This is a genomic window from Nocardia sp. NBC_01327 (genome assembly GCF_035958815.1).
Lineage (GTDB): Bacteria > Actinomycetota > Actinomycetes > Mycobacteriales > Mycobacteriaceae > Nocardia.
On record NZ_CP108383.1, the window covers coordinates 6,100,205 to 6,118,468 of the forward strand.

The following is an 18,264-nucleotide window of genomic DNA, read 5'->3' on the forward strand; positions in this document are numbered from 1 at the left end:
GAGCGCGCGGCAACGAGTCCTACCGGAGAGATACCCAATCGGTGCGCATCCGTATCACTACGAAACTTGCGCTCTACAAGCTACTTTGAGGCAACGAACCGGCCTCGGAACGGTCCTGCGAGGTACCGCAATCGGGGCGCAAAGTAGAACCAGTTCTCATAGGGTGTTGGTATGGAACGACTTACCGGACTCGATGCGAGCTTCCTCTATCTCGAAACGGACACCCAACTCCTGCACGTCTGCGCACTGCTGATACTCGATCCCACCGCGGACGGAGGTGAATTCGATTACGACACCTTCAAAGCCGAACTCGGCCGCCGGCTGTACCTCATTCCCGCCATGACCCGCCGCCTGCACAATGTGCCGTTCAATCTCGATCATCCGGTGTGGGTGCAGGATTCACACTTCGACCTGGACTACCACGTCCGCCGCGTCGGCCTGCCCGCACCGGGCGGCCGACGGGGACTGGCCGAGATCACCGCCGATATCGCAGGCAGGGCGCTGGATCGCACCCGCCCGCTGTGGGAGATGTGGGTGGTGGAGGGCTTCCCGGACCATAAGGTCGCCGTCATCTCCAAGTACCACCACGCCATCGTCGACGGCATCACCGGCACCAATATGATGATGCACCTCTGCGATCTGGAACCGGGCGTGACCTATTCGCCGCCCGCCGAAACCCCTGCCGCCGAAGCGGAACCGAACGATCTGGTACTGGCCGCTGAGGGCCTGGCCAAATTCCCGGGCAAGCTCGGCATGTTCGGCATGGTGCCGCAGACCGTCGGAATTCTGACCGGTCTGGTGCAGCGCCGGCGCGGCGGTGGCGAGACCCGCGGTATGGCACTGCCGTTCACCGCACCGCGCACCCCGTTCAATCACGCAATCACCCGGCATCGTTCGGTCTCCTTCGTGCAGTCGGACCTCGCTGATATCAAGGAGATAAAGTCCGCGTTCGGGGTCAAGGTCAACGATGTGGTGCTCGCCGTGGTCGGCGGTGCGCTGCGCAGTTATCTCGAACTGCACGATGAGCTGCCCGAAACCTCGCTCATCGCCTCGGTTCCGGTATCGGTGCACGAAACCTCCCGGCACGAGGCGGGCACCAATAAGGTCTCCACCATTTTCGCGCGGCTCTACACCGATCTCGCCGATCCGGTGGAGCGCATGGAGGCGATTGCCGCGGACAATCGCGGGGCCAAGGAGGAACACGATCTCATCGGTGCGGACTTCCTGCAGGATTGGGCGAAGTACGCACCGCCCAACACTTTTCAGCTGGCGGCGCGTGCCTACTCCTCGCTGAAGCTGGCCTCGCACCATCCGGTCGTGCACAATCTGGTGGTCTCGAATGTGCCCGGGCCCAACTTCCCCATGTACTTCCTGGGCGTGCGGGTGTCCTCGATGTATCCGTTCGGCCCGGTATTCCACGGCGCCGGGCTCACCGCCACCGTCATCTCCAATAACGGCAACCTGGACTTCGGCTTCATCGCCGCCAAGGAACTGGTGCCCGATGTCGAGAAGATCGCCGACGCCGTCCCCGAGGTGATCGCCGAACTGCTCAAGGCGGCCGGCGAAAAGCACTGAGCCCCAGCGCTTACAGCCGCTCGACCACCGATCGACAGGCCTCGAGGAATACCGGGACAAAGACGTCCGCCTCGAGTGCACAGGCCGCATGCCCGGCCTTCGCGAGGAAGATCTCCGCTCCCGGAATCATTTTCGCCATCTCCAACTGCCGATAGACGGGCAAGGCCCGATCTCGGGTGGTGATCACCACCGCCGCCGGCACCTTCAGCGTCGAGAGCCATTCCGTCGCATCGAAATTCCCCAGTACCGCCAGGGCCTGCGCCAGCGCCCAGCCGCTGGTACTGCGCATCTCCGCCATGGCCCAGCGATCCATCCGGCCCACCGGCCAGGACGCCTCCGGCAGCACCGGCAGCTTCTGCTTGTGCACTTCGGTGCGGCGCATGGCCGTTTCGGCGAACGAGGCCGCCAGCAGGCCCCAGGTCTTGTGGAAGGCCCGCTCGCGGCGGGTCTCCTGGAAGCGATAGGTGGTGGCGGCCAGCACAATTCCGCCGACCTTATCCGGATTCCGGTGCGCGGCGAGCTCCGCGATGACCCCGCCCATGGAGTAGCCGGCCAGCACCGGGCGGTCCAGGCCGAGCACCTCGGCCACCGCGATCGCGTCATCGGCCAGATCGTCGAGATCGAAGCGCTCGGAACGGATTCCGTGCCCGTGCCAGCGCTGATCGAAGAGTACGACGCGGTAGAGCTCATTGAGCTCGCTCAGCGATGCGAACCAGTTGAGCATGGCGGTGGTGGCCATACCGTGCAGCAGCAGGATGGTCGGCGAATCGGGGGCGGGGCCCGCCAGGTCCACCACGTAGGTGCTGCCCCGCCCGGGCAGCTCCACCATCGACCCCTGCGGAACCTCGGTCAGGCGCGAAATGCGCGGCGACAGACGGCGGTTGCGCCGGCGCTCGCCGGACTGGGTCGCCCCCTCACCGGACTGGGTCGCCGCGGAATGGTCCACGCTGGGTTTCGTCATCGAATGCCTCCCGGGAAGCCGCATCAACGGTCAAAAATGAAACACGTTTCAGTTGATGATGCCATAATCCCGGTGTGATGCAGGAGTACGTCGCGTCACGAATTGCAGTGCGATGGGGCCGGGACCACAGTCGTGACGACCACCGGAGGCGGCGGCGCGGCCACCGTGGTGACCGGCGGCGGATCCGGGTCGTAGAGCCGAATTCCGGTGTAGCGCAACTGCCCCGGTGTGACGGTGATGCCGGGAACCTCCACGGTGTGGCCGTAGACATCGGTGACCCGGGCGGTGAACGGGCCCGGACCGGCGCCCGAAATGGTCCAGTAGTTGTCGTAACCGCGGTGCAGCGGCTTCCAGTCGCCGCCCGCGTCCGAGTGCAGGTCGACCGCACGCAGGGAATTGCCGCCGCCGGAGAAGAGCATCCCGATCCAGTCCGCCGACGAGCCCTGCTGCACCCGGTAGAACAGCTCCGGTGCGGGATCGGGGTCGACCACCTGGCTGATCTTGATCTGCGCCACACCGTCGGTGCTGTTGGCAATGGCCTCGAAGGCGGCGCGGCTCAGATCGTATTGATGCGGTGCGCACCCCGGGCAGCGGTCCACGATCTGCGCGCGCACGCTGCCGAGGGGGCCGTCGATATTGACGTAGGTGCCGCAGGGTGAGGAGTCGGCGTACTCACTGGTCGGCACGCCGACGTAGTAGCCGTCGAGGGGCAGATCCGGCAGTGAGCACGCCACGCCCGGACTGAAGGCGTAGAAGCGGGCCTGTGCTATCTGCGGGGGCGGCGGCGAGGGCGGAAGCTGCTGTGTGGTAACCGAACTGGGAGTCGTCGGTGCGGGCTCGGTAATGACGGTGGTGATCGGCGCGGCCGAGCGGCAGGCGACGGGCTCGGGACGCATGACCCACGTTATCGTCCCCACCACCACGGCCGCCGCGAGGGCCGTCCACAACCAGGGTCTGCTCGAGCGAACCACTTCGTATCCTGTGCGGTGCATGGCCGCTCCCCAACCTCCGAATTGTGTTTGCTGCAACGATGCTGACCCCCTTCAGGAAAGCAGCAGCGCCGGTCGCGCCGAGGTCGAATCGGAAACTCGGAGTGAAAAACTCGGCGAGTCGCCGGTGTGTCATGGATCTAGAACGGAGCGCCGCCGCACTCCGTATCTCCTGGCGTACACCGACTTCAGGAGCACCCCTCATGCCCGATCTCGCGCCGTTCTATCGGCAGGTCCAATCGCACTACGACGTCTCCGACGACTTCTACGCGCTGTTCCTCGACCCCTCCATGACCTACAGCTGCGCCTACTTCCCCGATGCCACCATGAGCCTGCAGCAGGCGCAGGTCGCCAAGATCGATCTCGCGCTGGGGAAGCTACGGCTGCAGCCGGGTATGACGCTGCTCGATATCGGATGCGGCTGGGGCGCAACGATGATTCGCGCCGCAGAGCACTACGGCGTGCGGGTGATCGGACTCACCTTGAGCCGCAACCAGTTCGACTACACCCGGGCGCGCCTGGCGCGGCTCGGCCTCACCGATGCCGAAGTGCGGCTGCAGGGTTGGGAGGAGTTCCGCGGCAAGGCCGACCGGATCGTGAGCATCGGAGCGTTCGAGCATTTCCGCAAGGAGCGCTATCCGGAATTCTTCGCCCGCTGCCATGCCATGATGCCCGCGGACGGACGGCTGCTGTTGCACACCATCATCGGCCGCACACTGGCGGAATTGCGCACGCTGAATATCCCCGTCACCCGCGAGGATGCCCGGTTCCACATCTTCATGAAGCGGGAGATCTTCCCGGGCGGGCAACTCCCCCAGCCCTCCACGGTGACCGGACTCGCCGTGGCCGCGGGATTCCATACCCAGCGCATCCATTCGCTGCAGGCGCATTACGCGCACACGCTCGACCTGTGGGCCGAGTCCTTGCAGGCGCATCGCACCGAGGCCGTCCGCCTCACCTCCGAGGAGGTGTATGCCCGCTACGTCAAATACCTCACCGGCTGTGCGCACTACTTCCACGCCGGGCACCTGGACATTATGCAGTTCACCCTGGTCAAGTAGCCGGATTCCGGCACAATTCTGCGCCACAATGGAGTGATGACGGGCTGGACTCACTACCGTCGGTACGCCTACTGGTCGGCGACAGTATTGATCTGCGCCGAAGGGGTGGTCGGCGGAATCTGGGATATCGCACGGATCCACTACGTGCGGGATCTGGTGACGCATCTGGGGTATCCGACGTACTTCCTGGTTCTCCTGGGCGTATGGAAGGTGCTGGGGGCGCTGGCACTGCTCGCGCCGCGTTTTCCGCTGGTCAAGGAGTGGGCCTATGCCGGGACCTTCTTCGTGTACACCGGGGCGATGGCCTCGCATCTGACCACCGGATACGCACTCGGTGAACTGTGGATCCTGTCGGTGCTCACGGTGCTGACGGTGGCGTCCTGGGCGCTGCGGCCGGACGATCGCCGAGTGCCCGGAGTGCGGCCGGTCACATCGGGTTGACCTCAACCTAAGTCGAGCTAGGACAGTTGGGTTCATGAACGCGATCTCCAGTCCGGCGGGAACTTCGACCGGCATCACTGTGTCCGACCTGCCGTCGGCTCCCCTCGACGACGCCGCATTCGACGACATCGCGCGCTCGCTGTCGCAGGCGACCGTGGTGGGAATCGGCGAATCGACGCGGTTCGCGCGGGAGACCTTCGCGGTGCGTGATCGTCTGTTCCGAATTCTGGTGCAGCAGTACGGCTTCCGCGTGGTGGCTCTGCAGGACAGTGCCGATGTCGCCGCGGTTCTCGACCATTTCGTGCTGACCGGGGAGGGGACGGCGCAGGCCGCGCTCGACACCGCCTGGCGGCCGTGGCGGACCGGCGAGACGGTCGCGGCGCTGGAGTGGATTCGCGACTTCAACCGCGACCACGGCCAGGATCCGGTCCGGATCATCGCCGTCAAACCCGCACAGGCGAATTCGGCGGATTACGACGTGGTGCTGGACGCCGTGCGGCGGATCGCGCCGGACCGGCTGGCCGAGATCTCCGCGCATCTCGAACCGATCCGGAGTGCGCACACCACCGATGAGCATGTGCAGCGCGCACGCGGAATCCACCCGGGGCGGGCGTTCCAGGAAGACGCGCGAGATGCTGCGGCCCTGCTGGATTCACTGGCCGGGGTGCCCGAGGACGTGCGGTCCCGCATGCGGCTCATTGTCGAGTTCCACGAGCGCAGCGTCGCCGGGCGCGGGTCGTTCGTCGGCGATGACGATCTGTGGGGCGCCGCGATGATCGATTATCAGACGCGGACGGGGCAGCGAATCATCTACTGGGACGGCATCGCCCACAGCTCGGCACTCGCCGCAGGCTCTGGCGAGCATCCCACCGCCGGCAGTGTGCTGCGGCAGCACTACGGCGCGCGGTACGCCTCGGTGGCGATCGGATTCCACCACGGCGACCTCGGTATCGTCGATGTTCCCGCGCCGCCCGCGGACTTCCTGGATGCCGTGCTGGGCGCGGCCGGACCTGCGGCGCACTGGGTGGATCTGCGCGGCCACGACGGTGCGCTCGGACCGGTCAAGATGCGGGTGATCAGCGGCGTGTACGACCCGTCGAACGATGCCGCGGCGCATATGGTGTTCGCCGATCCGGCCGCCGCCTTCGACATCCTGATTCACGTGCGCGAGGCGTCTGCGCTGCAGTGGCTGCCGTAGCGCGGGCGGCTTCGCGATTCACGTTCGCGAGGCGTCTGCGCTGCCGTAGCGCGGGCGGCTTCGCGGTGAGAGATCGTAATGGCGCGGCTACATCTGCCGCATCCGGTTGACCCGGTCGCAATGGCCGACTTCACCCGTGTAATACATGCTCGTTTCCGGCGCACCAGACCCGCGCGATCGCACGAGTCGCACGGATATCCGCCAGCGGGTCGCCCTCGATCAGTACCAGGTCGGCGCGCATTCCCGGTGCGATCACGCCGCGATCGGTCAGTCCGAAATGCTTGGCGGGCAGGCTGGTTGCCGCGCGAATCGCCTCGGCCGGGGTCAGGCCCGCGGCGACCAGCAGTTCGAGTTCGCGGTGCAGGGCCGCGCCGTGCTCGGGCTGGAAGGGCACCCCGATCTGATCATTGGAATCGCTGCCCGCCAGCACCGGCACACCCGCGGCATGCAGTGCGCCGACCGTCGCGAGGCAGTGGTCGATTCCGCCGACGCCGAGCGCAGTGGCGATCCCCTCCATCATGACGATGGTGGGCACCGCGATACCGCCCTGTTCAGCCATGCGCCGCACATCGGCCGCGGAGACTTCGGCTTCCCTCGGCACATGGGTGAGGATGTCCGCGCCGACGTCCAGGCCGGTGAGGTAGGCGCCGAGCGATGCCGCGTGCGCGACCACCCGCAGACCACGCGCATGCGCCGCCCGCACGACCGCCGCCGCCACATCCGCATCGGGTCCGCCGCCACCCGGCGCCTCCAGCACGATCTTCACATAATCCGACCCCGCCGCGACCCGCTCGGCCACCATGCGATCGGCCTGCGCCGCATCGGTGATGATCGCGGCGTCGGACATCCCCGGCACCCTGGCGTGCATACCGCCCGCCCCGATCAGCGGAGTACCCGCACTGCGAATATCGCTGGCGCCGGACTCTTTTCGCAGCGCCTCCAGCCGTTCCGGCGGCCAGGTCGCCATATCGAGTCCGGTGGTCACGCCGAAGTCGGCCAGCTGTGCCAGCGTCTGCGGCCCATGCAGATGGATATGGGCATCGATGAACCCCGGCAGCAGAATCGCACCACCCGCATCGATCAGCTCCGCCCCGCCGGGATCGGTGCCGATAACGTCCCCGTCGATCACCACGGTCGTCGGCTCACTCAGCTCTCGACCGTCGAAAACGCGAACACCGGTCACCGCGATCTTCGAACCAGCCTCTGACAAACCAGAATTCACGCCAGCCTCCCATGCCCGCTACTCCCGCGGCGTCCGCATGCCGCCCCATCCACCTTATCGGCGGTCGCCGATTCGGGCATCAGCGCGCAGCGCGGCACCGAACCAGCTGAAGACCGGCCCGAGGTCGGGTAGTGGGGGCCAGCCGTTGATGGTTGCGACGAGACGCCAATACCGTTCCACTCGAACGTCGTTGGCTACCTCCAGTCGCTCGATAATCCAGCGGCGCAGTTCGGGGTCATCCGTCTTGCCGAAGGTATCGGCATAGCGTGCCGTCAACGAGTCGACAATGGCCGCGGCGGCCGTCGAATTCGCGGCGATGCCGTCCCGCAGCGCCGCAGCGACTTCCTCGCGCACCGCCTCGGTGAGCGCATGATGCAAACCGGTGGTTTCGCCGTCGGCCCGCTCCTTGGCTTGATACTCGGCCATCCGGCGCACTGCGGCGCGAAAGTCGCTGTCCTGCACCAGTTCCGCCAGATCGATCCAGGCTTCGACCTGGTGCGGTTCCGGATCGTCGGGAAGTTCGGGCATGGTGGAGCGAACCAGCTCCACCATCTCCGGATTGGCGTCGGCGGTGCCGAAGGTGTCGTCGACGAAGTCGTGAATGAGCCGCTGCCGCTCGACATCGGACAGCTGAACCAGTTTGTGCATGAGAGTCATCTCCTGTGGGTCTGATTCGCGTTTGGCCACCGCGCGTAATACCGCGCGCCGGAGTCGGAGGATGCGCAGCTGAATATCCAGGGCTTCGGCATGGGTCGCGGCCACCTCGGCCACCGACGTCTCCCGCGCGAGCACCCGCCGGACAGTCGCCAGATCAACCCCGAGCTCCCGCAGCGTGCGCACCAATTCCAGACACGCCACCGCATGAGCGTCATACAGCCGATACCCGGCCGCGCTGTATTGCGTCGGCGGCACCACCCCGCGATCGGCATAGAACCGAATCGTCTTGACCGTCAACCCGGTCCGCTCGGCCAGAGCCCCGATCGTCAACAGCGCATCATCGTCCATACCCACAGCTTGCTGCCTCCCCCTGGTGGAGACTCAAGCCGATATTCCCCTCTTCACTCCACGACCCGCATGCTCGGGGCTAGGGCTCGGCGGTCAGGGCTGAGGAGAGGAAGGTGATGAGTTGGAGGCGGACCCGGTCCTGGGTGAGGCCGTCCTGGCCAGCGCGGAGGGCGGAGAAGAGGGCGGAGACCAGGACGGAGAGGAGGACTTCGCCGGCGATGGCTACGTCCAGTTGGGGGTCCAGGAAGCCGTATTCCATGCCTCGGCTGACCTGGTGTACGGCTTGGACGCCGAAGAGGCGGGCGTTGTGCAGGCAGCGTTCTATGACGCCGTCGTCTATCGAAGAGGCTTCCAGGAGCAGGAAATTCACCAGGCCGGGTTCGGAGGCGACGAGGTCGTAGCCGCGGTCTATGACGCGGGCGTAGCGGTCACAGAAGGCTTCCATGGTGGCGGGATCGGCGTCGGCGTCGGGGCCGAGGAGGCGTTCGCGGATATGGTCGAAGCAGTGGTCGATGACGGCGTCGAGGATGTCGCGTTTATTGTCGAAATAGTTGTAGAAGGTCCCGTGGCTCACGCCCGCGGCCGCGGCGATATCGTCCACGCCGATGGTGCGGAAGCCCCGCGTCATGACCAGACCGTAAGCGGCGCTGACCAATTCGGTGCGGCGCAACTCCGCACGGGCGGCCTGCCGGGCGGTTCTCACCGGCTCACTCACGAAGCCACTCTCCTCGCACGCAGTGCCTTCTCCAGCAAGTGCAGCACCACCCTGGTGCTGCGCTCGCGCAACCGGGGGTCGGAGGACCCGAGCAGTTCCCGCACCATACCGGGACCCACCAGCGTCAGAATGGTGTGCGCGAGCACCTCCGGATCGGCATCGGCGCGAATCCAGCCGCCCGCCACGCCGCGCGCCAGTTCGACCGACACCAGTGAGGCGGCCATCGCCTCGAAACCCAGAAGCCGCTGCGCCAGTTCGTCATCGATGGCCCCGGCCTCCACGAAGAACAGCCGCAGCAGCTCCGGTTCGCGCTCGATCAGCTCGTAGAACCGCGCGGCCGCCGCCCGCACCGACTCCAGCAGCTCGTCGATACTGTTCGAGGTGCCGAAGAACTCCGGGATCCGCACCGAGTCGAGGATCTTCTCGACACCGAAATCGATGACGTGGTCGAGGATTTCGCGCTTACTGCCGAAGTACCGATAGACCGTGCCCTGCCCGATCCCGGCGCGCGCGGCCACCGCCGAAATGGCGGTGGCCTCGTATCCGTGAGCGGTGAACACCTCGTAGGCGGCTTCGATGATCTGCCGGCGCCGCCGCAGCGGAAGCTCGTGCTGCGGCGGCCGGCCTGTGCGCGGGACTATTTCGCGGCCCCGTCCTTCGCGCCGCCGTCCTTCGCATCCCCATCCTTCGGGCCGTAGTCGACGACCACCCAGTCGCCGCCGCTCTTGGCGACGGTGACCAGCAGCAGATTCGGCACCGTCGCCGGATCCGTCTGCTGAATGTTCTGGGTGCGCTGGGTGGCGTACACGGTCACCGCGTACTGATCGTTGCCCTTCGCTTCCACCGAGCTACCCACCACCTTGCCGGTCGCCACCACCTGCGCGCCGGTCATGATCTTGGACAGCGTGTCGTGCACCTGGGTGTACTTGTTGCGCAGGGCATCCGAGGTGCCGCGCTGCACGCCGTCGAAGAAGGCGGGCAGGTTCTTATAGTCGTAGTTCAGCGAGCGCACGGTGTAATCGCTCGCCACCTCGGCCGCCCTGGCACGGTCGGAATCGCTGGTGCGCAGGGCGTCGAGATCACCGGTGGAGTTGTGCCAGAACACGCCCATGACCACCGCGACGACCGCGAACAATGCGGCGGCGGCCACGGCGATCGGATAGGCCCGAGTGCGCAATCCCCGCAGTCGCAACGGTTTCGGATCAACCGGCGGCTCTGACACCACAGGGGCAGTAGCGATCATCGCGGGGGCAGCGTCGGTCACTACCGGGGCAGCGTCGGTCACCACAGGGGCAGCGTCAGTCACCACAGGGGCAGCATCAGTCACCACAGGGGCAGCATCAGCAGTCTCGGGCTCGTTCGCCTTTACCGAATCCTTCACCAGCACAACCACTTCCGTGTTCTCTTCCGTTTCACTCATGATTGCCTTCTCTCTAACGAGGAAATTCGACGCCGACATGGGCCGCGCCATCGCCGGGGAACACCGTGGCCAGCAGATCGACAATCGATCCGGCATCCACGCGCAACGGCTTGAGGGCGCTGGTGGAGGGCTTCAGTGCGGTGGCGATGAACCCGAGGTCGGGTCCCATCTCGGACAGGTATTGGTCGATCTTGGTGACCAGCGGCCCCAGCGGATCGTCGAAAATATGCTCACCGATGTAGGAGTAGTTCTGGAACGCGCCGATGATGTGCAGCAGTTCCGGCAGTGCCGAGTCGATATCACCCGCGGCGGCACTGAGCGACGGTGCGCGGCCGTCGAAACGGTCGCCGAGCGTCTGCACATTGGCGTACAGCCGCGCGATCTCATCCCGCTTGTCGTGCAGGAGATTCGCGGTGCCGACGAGCGCCCGGGTCAGATTGGCCACATCGGCGTCGCGGCCCTGGAATCCGGCGGCCACGGTGGTCGCCAGATGCTGCAGTCGCGCCGGATCCAATTGCGCTGTCAGCGCGTCCATCTTGGCGAGTGCGTCACCGACGGTCGTGGCGGTCTTGACCTGACGGTTCGGCACGATACTGCCGTCATGCAGGAACGGCCCGGCGGTTCCCGTCGGCCGGAAGTCGAGGAACTGCTCCCCGGCCGCCGACAGATTGGCGATCTGCACCTGACTGTCCACCGGAATCCGGTACTTCGCATCGTATTCCAGCGTCACCGACAGTCCGTGAATCGTGGCCCCGATATCGCGCACCCGCCCGATGGGCATGCCCCGCAGCGTCACCTCGGAGGTCTTCATCAGTCCGCCGGAGGAATCCAAAAGCACTGTGACGGTGTTGTTCTGGCGCCTCGGATCCAAATTCAGCACACCGACCGCCATATAGCTACCGCAGATCAGCGTCAGTATCGTCAGCAGCACCAGCGAGACCGGCCCGGAGAGTGAGAGTTTCATGGCACCATCCCGATGGAGCGCAGGGTCGAAATGAGCTGATCCGCCTGCGCATCGGCCGACACCTGCTGCACCCGCACATCCGGTGAGTTCAGGAAGGGAATCAGCTTGTCCCGCAACAGAGTGTGGAATGTGTCGAGGTTGCCGGACAGCGTGATATCGGAGTTGCCGAGCGTCACCGCCGTGGGCGCGAGAATCGAGACGATGGAACGGAAGTCGCCGACATGCGGCAGCAGCAGATCCCCCGCATTCTGCGCCAGCTGACCACCACTGATGATCAGCTTGATCACATTGAACAGCACATCCGCCAGACCGGCCGCCCGCGCGGGCCCCAGCGTGAGGATGCGATCCACCGACTGGCGCCCGTCCGCGAGCTTGGTCGTAATCTGTTGCGCCCCCGCCAGAATCCGATCGATATCGGCGGTGTGCGAGGCCATATCACGGAGCGCGGCCCGCCCGGCGTTATTGATCCGGTCCAGCTCGGCCGGATCGGACGGGAAGGCCGCATTGACGTCGGTCACCAGCTTCTGCAGATCCGTCCACCGGCCGCCGGTGATGATATTCGACAGCGCCCGCAGGATGTCCTCCACATTGGTGGCGGGCACGGTCTGCGACATCGGGATGACATCGCCATTGTGCAGGAAGCCGCTGTCGGCGTTCTTCGGCGCCTCCAGCGCGATATGGATATCACCGAGGATGGTGCTCTGCCGCAATTCCGCCGTGGTGGTCTTCGGCAGCTTGGCATCGCTATGCAGTTTCACCGTCGCGACGGCGGTGGTGCCGATCAGATCGATATGGTCGAGCATGCCGATCTCGACGCCGTCGGCGATCACCTTGGCGCGGTCCGGCAGATTCAGCACCGAACCGAATTCGATTCGGACGGTATAGGTATCACCGCTCGGATAGGTCCCCGGGATGGGGAGGTCGGTGGCCCGCACTCCGCACCCACTGAGCAGCAGGGTCGCGGCGGTCAGCGCGGGCACGAGCCGCAGGAGTACACGCTTCACCGGGCACCCGCCTGCGGTAGCTGCGCGGCGAGCGGCGGCAATTGCGCGAGCAGACTGCCGATATCACCCTGATGCTGCTGCAGGAAGTCGTGCGCCTGCGGCAGATACTGATCGAGCAGTGCGTAGACCTGCTGATCGTATTTACCCGCATTGCGCGCCAGCACCGGCAGGAACTCCACGGCGATATCCACGGCGCCGGCGAATTCGGTGGAGAATTCACCGATCAGCTGCAACCCGGCCCGCAGATTGTCCAGTACCAGTTGCATATCCGGCCAATTGCTCACGAACATGGTGGTGAGCTGATCCAGATTGTCCACCAACCGCCGGAACACCACATCCCGCTGGGACGGATCCCCGACCACCGCGGACAGCCGCTGTAGCAGCTGATTCCACTGCGGCCCGGTACCGTCGATGGCCTTGTCGGCGGCGGTGAGGGTGTCATTGATCAGCGTGTCATCCGATCCCCCGGGCCCGGTCAGATCCCCGGCCAGCTTGCCCATGGAATCGAGCGCCTCGCTGATGCCGATGGGGGTCTTGGTGTGGTCCAGCGGAATGCATTTCGCGGTATCGAAGCGCGCGCCGCCGGTATACGGCGTGGTCAACTCCACATGCCGGTCGGTCACAATCGAACTGGACATGGTGACGGCCTGGATATCGGCGGGCAGTTTCACCTTGTCGCCGACCTTCATGGTGACCCGCATGCGATCGCCGAGCGATTCGATCTTCGAGACGGTGCCGACATCGACCCCGAGCATGGTCACGCTATTGCCCTTGTAGAGGCCGACGGTATCGGTGAACTCCGCGCAGACGTCCTGCTCGGAATCACGCACCGCGCTCGCCCAGGTCACTCCCGCCGCCACCGTGGCGATCACCACGACCGCGACCCCGATGGCCAATACCGCTCTACCCCGCGCTTTGCGAATCCACTGCATCAGCACGCCTTGCCTTCGTAGGGAATGCACACCTGCACACCGTCGGCGGGCTGATCCGCCTTCACCTGGGTGCCGAGCATGCCGTTGAGTTTGGCGATCACATCGCGCATCCCGTTCACGACGGTGTCGATCCGATTCGGATCCTCCATGATCTTGGAGAACAGCTGCTCGAACTGCGTGACCGCCGGCTCGATGCTGTCGCCGTAGGCCATGATCGGGCGGTGCAGCACCACCAGCAGCCGCTTGACCAGGTTGAACATGCTCACGATCTGGTCCTTGCGATTGCCCAGCGAATCGGCGACACCGCCGAGCTGACGGACGAAGTCGGCCAGTAGCGCCTTGTCGTCGGCAATGGCGCCGATGTACTCGTCCGAAATCTGCAGCGTCGTATTCAACTGCTGCGTACGGTCGGCCAGCACACCGGTCAGATCATTGGCATTGGTGACCAGACTGCGCAGCGCGTCCGGCTGCCCGGCCAGCGCCTTGTCGAGCTGGCCCAGGGTGCTGCGCATGGTGCCGGCATCGACCTTGCTGAAGATGGGAGTGCCCTTGTCGAGAATGTCGCTGAGCTCGAACGGCGTTCCGGTGCGGTCGGGCGGAATGTGCTTGCGCCCCAAATCTTTATCGCCGGTCGGCGCCAGCGCCAGGTAGTGGCCGCCGATGGGGGTCAGCATCTTGACCTCCACCGCCGCCCGATCACCCACGTGCACTTCGGATTTCACCGTGAAGCTGACCTCGACATGATCGCCGACCAGATCCACCGACCGGATCTTGCCGACATTGATGCCCGCCACCCGGACCTCGTCACCGGAGCGCGCCCCACCGGAGATCTTGAAATCGGCCGTATAGGTGCGCTGTCCGAACGGCACCACATACAGCGCCCCCGCCGCCAGCAGCAGCACCACGCACACCGAGACTCCCGCTATGCCCCAGCGCAATTGGGTCGGCTGATCGCCGCGCCCGGCGAGCACCTCACGAATGAGCTCGCCGAAATACTTCACCAGCGCTTTCAATTGCACACCACCAGGTTCTGGTTGGCGAGGACGACACCCGCGATACCGGATACCGCGGCCTCCCCGTGCGAACAGGTAATCCGCGGCTTCACCCCATTGCCCGGCACCGCCTGGTTCAGGCCGGTGACCACCTGCGGAGTGATCGCGAGCAGCTGCGTGAGCTGGTCGGTCGCCGGCACCAGCCGGCGCAGCAGACCGTCGATCGGACCGTAGGCCTGGTCGTAGGCGTCGCGCCCCTGCTCCAGGAGCGGAACGATCGGCCCGAGAACGGCTTTGGCGGTATCGATGGCGCTGAGCATGATCTGGTTCTTGCTGGTGAACTCGCGCAGAATATCCGCCAGCTGCTGGACCAGATCGCCGACGGCCTTCGATTTGCCGCCGATCTCATCGGACACCAGCCCCAGATTGCGGACCAGCAGCACGATGACCGCTTCACTGCTGCTGGCGTGTTTGGTGAGCGTATCCAGATCCGAGAGCACCGGCCCGATACCCGAACCGTCGCCCTGGATCACCCGCAGCAGATTGTCGCCGAACTGGTTGAGCTGCGCGGGATCCAAGGTGTCGAACAGCGGTTTGAAGCCGTTGAACAGTTTGGAGACATCGAAGCTCGGGATGGTGCGCTGCACCGGAATCGTGGTTCCCGGAGCGAGTTTCGCGCCACCCGTGCCGTCGGTGAGCAGCTCGACATACCGCTGCCCGATGAGATTCTGGTAGCGCACCGCCGCCTGGGTGTTGTCGTAGATCGGCCGGTCGGTGTTCACGGTGAAGTGCACCCGCGCCTGCGCACCGTCCAGTGCGACCGTCTCTACCTTGCCGACCGCGACACCCGACATGCGCACCGAATCACCGGCGAACAACCCCGATACATCGGTGAACACGGCGTCGTATCCGACCTTGTCACCCGGAATCGGAGTGCGCAGGGCGGTCACGATGAATACCGAGCAGGCCGAAACGATGAGCAGGAAGATCACGAGTTTGACGGAGGACTTGACGACATCGTTCATTTCGGCACTCCCCCGAGTGAATCAGCCAGGTACGGCATGGTTTTCACGATCAGATCGAGCTGCAGCTGCACCCGGCCGTCCACCACCGGGAAGGCTCCGTCCATGGCGCGCAGCAGATTCGGAATCCGGTTGTAGGCCGGGGCGACGGTGCCCAGCGAGACGCTGATCGGCACCGCCAGATCCAGCACGCCGCTCAGCACCCTCTCCAGCTCGGGATTATTGCGCTGCAGCAGATTCGAAATCCCGAGCAGCACCGCCTGATTCACCCCGTCAGTGGCCTTGTTGGTGCGATCCTGATTCGCCGGATCACCGAAGTACGCGGCCTGCTCCAGCACCCCCAGCACGGCATGACCCGCCGACGGGGTCAGAGCCGCGAAGGCTCCGGTCATATCCGCGCCGATACCGAGGTAGTGACCGACCGGCGCCTGCTGCCCATCGGCCAGCATGCGCGCGGTGTCGAAGAACGACTGCAGTACCGGTTCCAGGCTGCCCGCATTGTCCAGCAGCAGGTCGAAAAGCCTATGGACGGTGGCGGAGTCGAGCACCTGGGTGAGCCGGGCCGCCCGCCGGAAGACGCCCGCGACGGTCGCATTGGTGGCGTTCTCACCGATCTGCAGGATGGCGTTCTCGTGCAGCGGCGCGGTGCCGCTCCCCGCCACCAGCTCGATCGCACTGGAGCCGAACACATTCGAGGAGGTGAAGCGCGCGGTGACACCCTCGGTGAGCGCGGCGGCCTGCTTACGGTCGATCTGCACCTCGATGCGCTGATGGCCGTAACCCTCGGTATTCACCTCGCGCACGGTGCCGATGGCGTAGCCGCGGAATTTCACCTCCGCGCCCGGCGCCAGCCCCTCGCCCAGCGTCGCGGCGTCGATGGTCAGGTCGAACCTGTCGGCGAACGATCCACGCGCATAGGAACTTACGACGATCGTCACCGTGACCAGGACGATCGCGATCACCAGACCGCGCAGCCGCAGCATCCACGGTCCGGCACTCCGCCCGGAATGATCCTTGAACATGCTCATCGGTCACCCCGAAATCTTGATGCCGACATCGAAGCCCCAGATCACGATGGTGAGGATCATGTCCAGAATGACCACCAGCACCAGGCTGGCGCGAATGGCGCGGCCCGAGGCGCGGCCCACGCCCTCCGGTCCGCCGGTGGCGTAGAAGCCCTGGTAGCCGTGGATGAGAATGATGGTGATCACGAAAATCGTCGCTTTGAGCAGCGAGGCGAGCACATCACTCGGTTGCAGGAAGGCGTCGAAGTAGTGGTAGTAGGTGCCCGAGGACTGCCCGTGCAGCACATTCACCACGGTCGCGCAGGACAGATACGACAGAATCAGCGTGAGCAGGTGCAGCGGCACGATGGTGATGACACCGGCGATCACGCGGGTGGTCACCACGAACGGCATCGGCCGGATGCCGATGGCCTCGAGCGCATCGATCTCCTCGGAGATGCGCATGGACCCGATCTCGGCCGTCATGCGGCAGCCGGCCTGCGCGGCGAATCCGATGGCTGCCACCATGGGCGCCATTTCCCGGGTATTCGCATACGCGGAGACGAACCCGGTGAGCGGGCCCATGCCGACCATATTCAGCGCGGTGAAACCCTCCACGCCGATGGAGCCGCCGACCGCGATGCCGAGGAAGGCCAGCACCGCCACGGTGCCGCCGCCGACGATGATCGCGCCCGAGCCCCAGGTGATATCGGAGAGGATGAGCATGGTCTGGCGGCGATAGAACCGCAGCGTATGCGGGATTGCCGTCAGCACCTCATAGACGAAAGTCGCTTGATGGCCCAGGGATTCGAAGACCCCCAGCGGGGCCTGCGCACCGCGTTCGACGATCCGACCGGCCGCGCCGAGCGGCTGATAGCGTGCGGGAACCTGGGTCATCAGCCCACCTGCGTCGGTAGGAACATCGAAACCAGCTGGGTGATAACAAGATTCACACCGAAGGCCGCGATCACGCCGATCACCACCGCGGCGTTCACCGCATTGGCAACGCCCTTGGGACCGTTCATGGCTTCCAGGCCACGCTGACAGGACACGATCAGCACGATCACGCCGAACAGCACGGCTTTGAGGATCGCCACCCCGAGATCGCTCATCTTGGCGAAGGCCGCGAAGGCCGACAGATAGCTGCCGGGCGTGACGCCCTGGAAGCCGACCGCGATCACATATCCGGTGAAGACGCCCATGAAGATGATCAGCATGCAGAGCAGGGGCGTGAGCACGAGCATGGCCGCCAGCCGCGGGGCGACCAGCCGGCGCACCGGGTCGATTCCCATGGTGCGCAGCGCATCCACCTCATCGCGAATGGTGCGGGCGCCGAGATCGGCGGCGATGGCCGATCCGGCCGCACCGCCCAGCAGCAGTGCGGTCACCATGGGCGCACCCTGCCGGATGACGCCCAGACCACCGGCCGCGCCGGAGACGGAGCTCGCGCCGACCTGCTGGGTGAGGCTGCCGACCTGCACCGCGACAATGACGCCGAACGGAATCGATACCAGCACAGCGGGAATCGCGGTCACGCTGACTATGAACCACCCCTGCTGCAGGGTGTCACGCCACGGATGTTTCAGGGCGACGATATCGGTGACGAGGTAGCGAAATGCCGCCACCGCCAGTTGAATGGTGCGCCCGAACGTGCGCAACCCGGAAAGAACGAACTCGACTGCCTGCCGAACGAACGGCTCCGGCCCCCGAATGGCCTTGTCGACCAATGCCTACCACCCCACTGCCACTGCTGGTCACT

At 65.4% G+C, this 18,264-nt stretch carries 19 protein-coding genes; 4 read left to right on the plus strand and 15 right to left on the minus strand.

From position 1 onward, the window contains the following. Positions 1–171: 171 nt before the first annotated feature. A complete protein-coding gene (locus OG326_RS28185; RefSeq protein WP_327140145.1) occupies positions 172–1,575 on the plus strand; it encodes a WS/DGAT/MGAT family O-acyltransferase in 1,404 nt (467 codons plus the stop codon). 10 nt (positions 1,576–1,585) lie between these two features. Here OG326_RS28185 and OG326_RS28190 read toward each other — a convergent pair whose 3' ends face one another. Both OG326_RS28190 and OG326_RS28195 read right to left on the minus strand, forming a co-directional pair. Then, complete coding sequence (locus OG326_RS28190; protein ID WP_327140146.1) at positions 1,586–2,536, minus strand: alpha/beta fold hydrolase; 951 nt, start codon at positions 2,534–2,536, stop codon at positions 1,586–1,588. Between the two features lie 95 nt (positions 2,537–2,631). After that, positions 2,632–3,528: an expansin EXLX1 family cellulose-binding protein gene (locus OG326_RS28195; RefSeq protein WP_327140147.1), complete on the minus strand. Its 897-nt coding sequence runs from the start codon at positions 3,526–3,528 to the stop codon at positions 2,632–2,634. Positions 3,529–3,728: 200 nt separating this feature from the next. Between OG326_RS28195 and OG326_RS28200 the strand changes: the two genes are divergently transcribed. Genes OG326_RS28200 through OG326_RS28210 form a run of 3 tightly spaced genes read left to right on the plus strand, consistent with a single transcriptional unit; the run spans position 3,729 to position 6,225 of the window. Further along, positions 3,729–4,586: a cyclopropane mycolic acid synthase family methyltransferase gene (locus tag OG326_RS28200; RefSeq protein WP_327140148.1), complete on the plus strand. Its 858-nt coding sequence runs from the start codon at positions 3,729–3,731 to the stop codon at positions 4,584–4,586. Positions 4,587–4,622: 36 nt separating this feature from the next. Further along, positions 4,623–5,027 carry a DoxX family protein gene (locus OG326_RS28205; protein ID WP_327140149.1) on the plus strand — a complete coding sequence of 135 codons (405 nt, stop codon included), beginning with the start codon at positions 4,623–4,625 and terminating at the stop codon, positions 5,025–5,027. Between the two features lie 34 nt (positions 5,028–5,061). Further along, complete coding sequence (locus OG326_RS28210; protein WP_327140150.1) at positions 5,062–6,225, plus strand: erythromycin esterase family protein; 1,164 nt, start codon at positions 5,062–5,064, stop codon at positions 6,223–6,225. Positions 6,226–6,355: 130 nt separating this feature from the next. Here the strand turns inward: OG326_RS28210 and OG326_RS28215 are convergent, their stop codons facing one another. From OG326_RS28215 to OG326_RS28275, 13 genes are all read right to left on the minus strand, one after another. Continuing rightward, positions 6,356–7,447 (minus strand): amidohydrolase family protein, encoded by a 1,092-nt coding sequence (locus OG326_RS28215; protein WP_327140151.1) that lies wholly within the window; start codon positions 7,445–7,447, stop codon positions 6,356–6,358. Between the two features lie 54 nt (positions 7,448–7,501). Beyond that, entirely contained in the window at positions 7,502–8,452 is a 951-nt protein-coding gene (locus OG326_RS28220; RefSeq protein WP_327140152.1) for a MerR family transcriptional regulator, read from the minus strand. A gap of 79 nt (positions 8,453–8,531) precedes the next feature. Then, a complete protein-coding gene (locus tag OG326_RS28225; protein WP_327140153.1) occupies positions 8,532–9,167 on the minus strand; it encodes a TetR/AcrR family transcriptional regulator in 636 nt (211 codons plus the stop codon). Next, on the minus strand, positions 9,164–9,880 hold the full coding sequence (locus tag OG326_RS28230; protein ID WP_327146609.1) for a TetR/AcrR family transcriptional regulator: 717 nt from the start codon (positions 9,878–9,880) through the stop codon (positions 9,164–9,166). Before OG326_RS28230 ends, OG326_RS28225 begins: the two co-directional genes overlap by 4 nt. Next, complete coding sequence (locus OG326_RS28235; RefSeq protein ID WP_327140154.1) at positions 9,805–10,626, minus strand: hypothetical protein; 822 nt, start codon at positions 10,624–10,626, stop codon at positions 9,805–9,807. The genes OG326_RS28230 and OG326_RS28235 overlap by 76 nt, the downstream gene beginning before the upstream one ends. Next, positions 10,601–11,551, minus strand: a complete 951-nt coding sequence (locus OG326_RS28240) for an MlaD family protein (protein WP_327140155.1) — start codon at positions 11,549–11,551, stop codon at positions 10,601–10,603. The genes OG326_RS28235 and OG326_RS28240 overlap by 26 nt, the downstream gene beginning before the upstream one ends. Further along, positions 11,548–12,555 carry an MlaD family protein gene (locus tag OG326_RS28245; protein ID WP_327140156.1) on the minus strand — a complete coding sequence of 336 codons (1,008 nt, stop codon included), beginning with the start codon at positions 12,553–12,555 and terminating at the stop codon, positions 11,548–11,550. Before OG326_RS28245 ends, OG326_RS28240 begins: the two co-directional genes overlap by 4 nt. Then, positions 12,552–13,487, minus strand: a complete 936-nt coding sequence (locus OG326_RS28250) for an MCE family protein (RefSeq protein WP_327140157.1) — start codon at positions 13,485–13,487, stop codon at positions 12,552–12,554. Before OG326_RS28250 ends, OG326_RS28245 begins: the two co-directional genes overlap by 4 nt. Next, positions 13,487–14,506: an MlaD family protein gene (locus OG326_RS28255; protein ID WP_327140158.1), complete on the minus strand. Its 1,020-nt coding sequence runs from the start codon at positions 14,504–14,506 to the stop codon at positions 13,487–13,489. Before OG326_RS28255 ends, OG326_RS28250 begins: the two co-directional genes overlap by 1 nt. Continuing rightward, positions 14,497–15,504, minus strand: a complete 1,008-nt coding sequence (locus OG326_RS28260) for an MlaD family protein (RefSeq protein WP_327140159.1) — start codon at positions 15,502–15,504, stop codon at positions 14,497–14,499. Before OG326_RS28260 ends, OG326_RS28255 begins: the two co-directional genes overlap by 10 nt. Next, the gene (locus OG326_RS28265) at positions 15,501–16,529 is read right to left on the minus strand and encodes an MlaD family protein (protein WP_327140160.1); all 1,029 of its coding nucleotides are present in this window, start codon (positions 16,527–16,529) and stop codon (positions 15,501–15,503) included. The genes OG326_RS28260 and OG326_RS28265 overlap by 4 nt, the downstream gene beginning before the upstream one ends. Before the next feature lie 3 nt (positions 16,530–16,532). Beyond that, the gene (locus OG326_RS28270; protein ID WP_327140161.1) at positions 16,533–17,402 is read right to left on the minus strand and encodes an MlaE family ABC transporter permease; all 870 of its coding nucleotides are present in this window, start codon (positions 17,400–17,402) and stop codon (positions 16,533–16,535) included. Continuing rightward, a complete protein-coding gene (locus tag OG326_RS28275; RefSeq protein ID WP_405136873.1) occupies positions 17,402–18,232 on the minus strand; it encodes an MlaE family ABC transporter permease in 831 nt (276 codons plus the stop codon). Before OG326_RS28275 ends, OG326_RS28270 begins: the two co-directional genes overlap by 1 nt. Between the last annotated feature and the right edge of the window lie 32 nt (positions 18,233–18,264).

Bases quoted from the DNA above. Each gene is read 5' to 3' on its own strand.
- OG326_RS28210 (WP_327140150.1), top strand. From the start codon at position 5,062: ATGAACGCGATCTCCAGTCCGGCGGGAACTTCGACCGGCATCACTGTG.
- OG326_RS28270 (WP_327140161.1), bottom strand. From the start codon at position 17,402: ATGACCCAGGTTCCCGCACGCTATCAGCCGCTCGGCGCGGCCGGTCGG.
- OG326_RS28240 (WP_327140155.1), bottom strand. From the start codon at position 11,551: ATGAAACTCTCACTCTCCGGGCCGGTCTCGCTGGTGCTGCTGACGATA.
- OG326_RS28265 (WP_327140160.1), bottom strand. From the start codon at position 16,529: ATGAGCATGTTCAAGGATCATTCCGGGCGGAGTGCCGGACCGTGGATG.
- OG326_RS28235 (WP_327140154.1), bottom strand. From the start codon at position 10,626: ATGTCGGCGTCGAATTTCCTCGTTAGAGAGAAGGCAATCATGAGTGAA.
- OG326_RS28195 (WP_327140147.1), bottom strand. From the start codon at position 3,528: ATGCACCGCACAGGATACGAAGTGGTTCGCTCGAGCAGACCCTGGTTG.
- OG326_RS28205 (WP_327140149.1), top strand. From the start codon at position 4,623: ATGACGGGCTGGACTCACTACCGTCGGTACGCCTACTGGTCGGCGACA.
- OG326_RS28185 (WP_327140145.1), top strand. From the start codon at position 172: ATGGAACGACTTACCGGACTCGATGCGAGCTTCCTCTATCTCGAAACG.
- OG326_RS28250 (WP_327140157.1), bottom strand. From the start codon at position 13,487: ATGCAGTGGATTCGCAAAGCGCGGGGTAGAGCGGTATTGGCCATCGGG.
- OG326_RS28260 (WP_327140159.1), bottom strand. From the start codon at position 15,504: ATGAACGATGTCGTCAAGTCCTCCGTCAAACTCGTGATCTTCCTGCTC.
- OG326_RS28200 (WP_327140148.1), top strand. From the start codon at position 3,729: ATGCCCGATCTCGCGCCGTTCTATCGGCAGGTCCAATCGCACTACGAC.
- OG326_RS28190 (WP_327140146.1), bottom strand. From the start codon at position 2,536: ATGACGAAACCCAGCGTGGACCATTCCGCGGCGACCCAGTCCGGTGAG.
- OG326_RS28220 (WP_327140152.1), bottom strand. From the start codon at position 8,452: ATGGACGATGATGCGCTGTTGACGATCGGGGCTCTGGCCGAGCGGACC.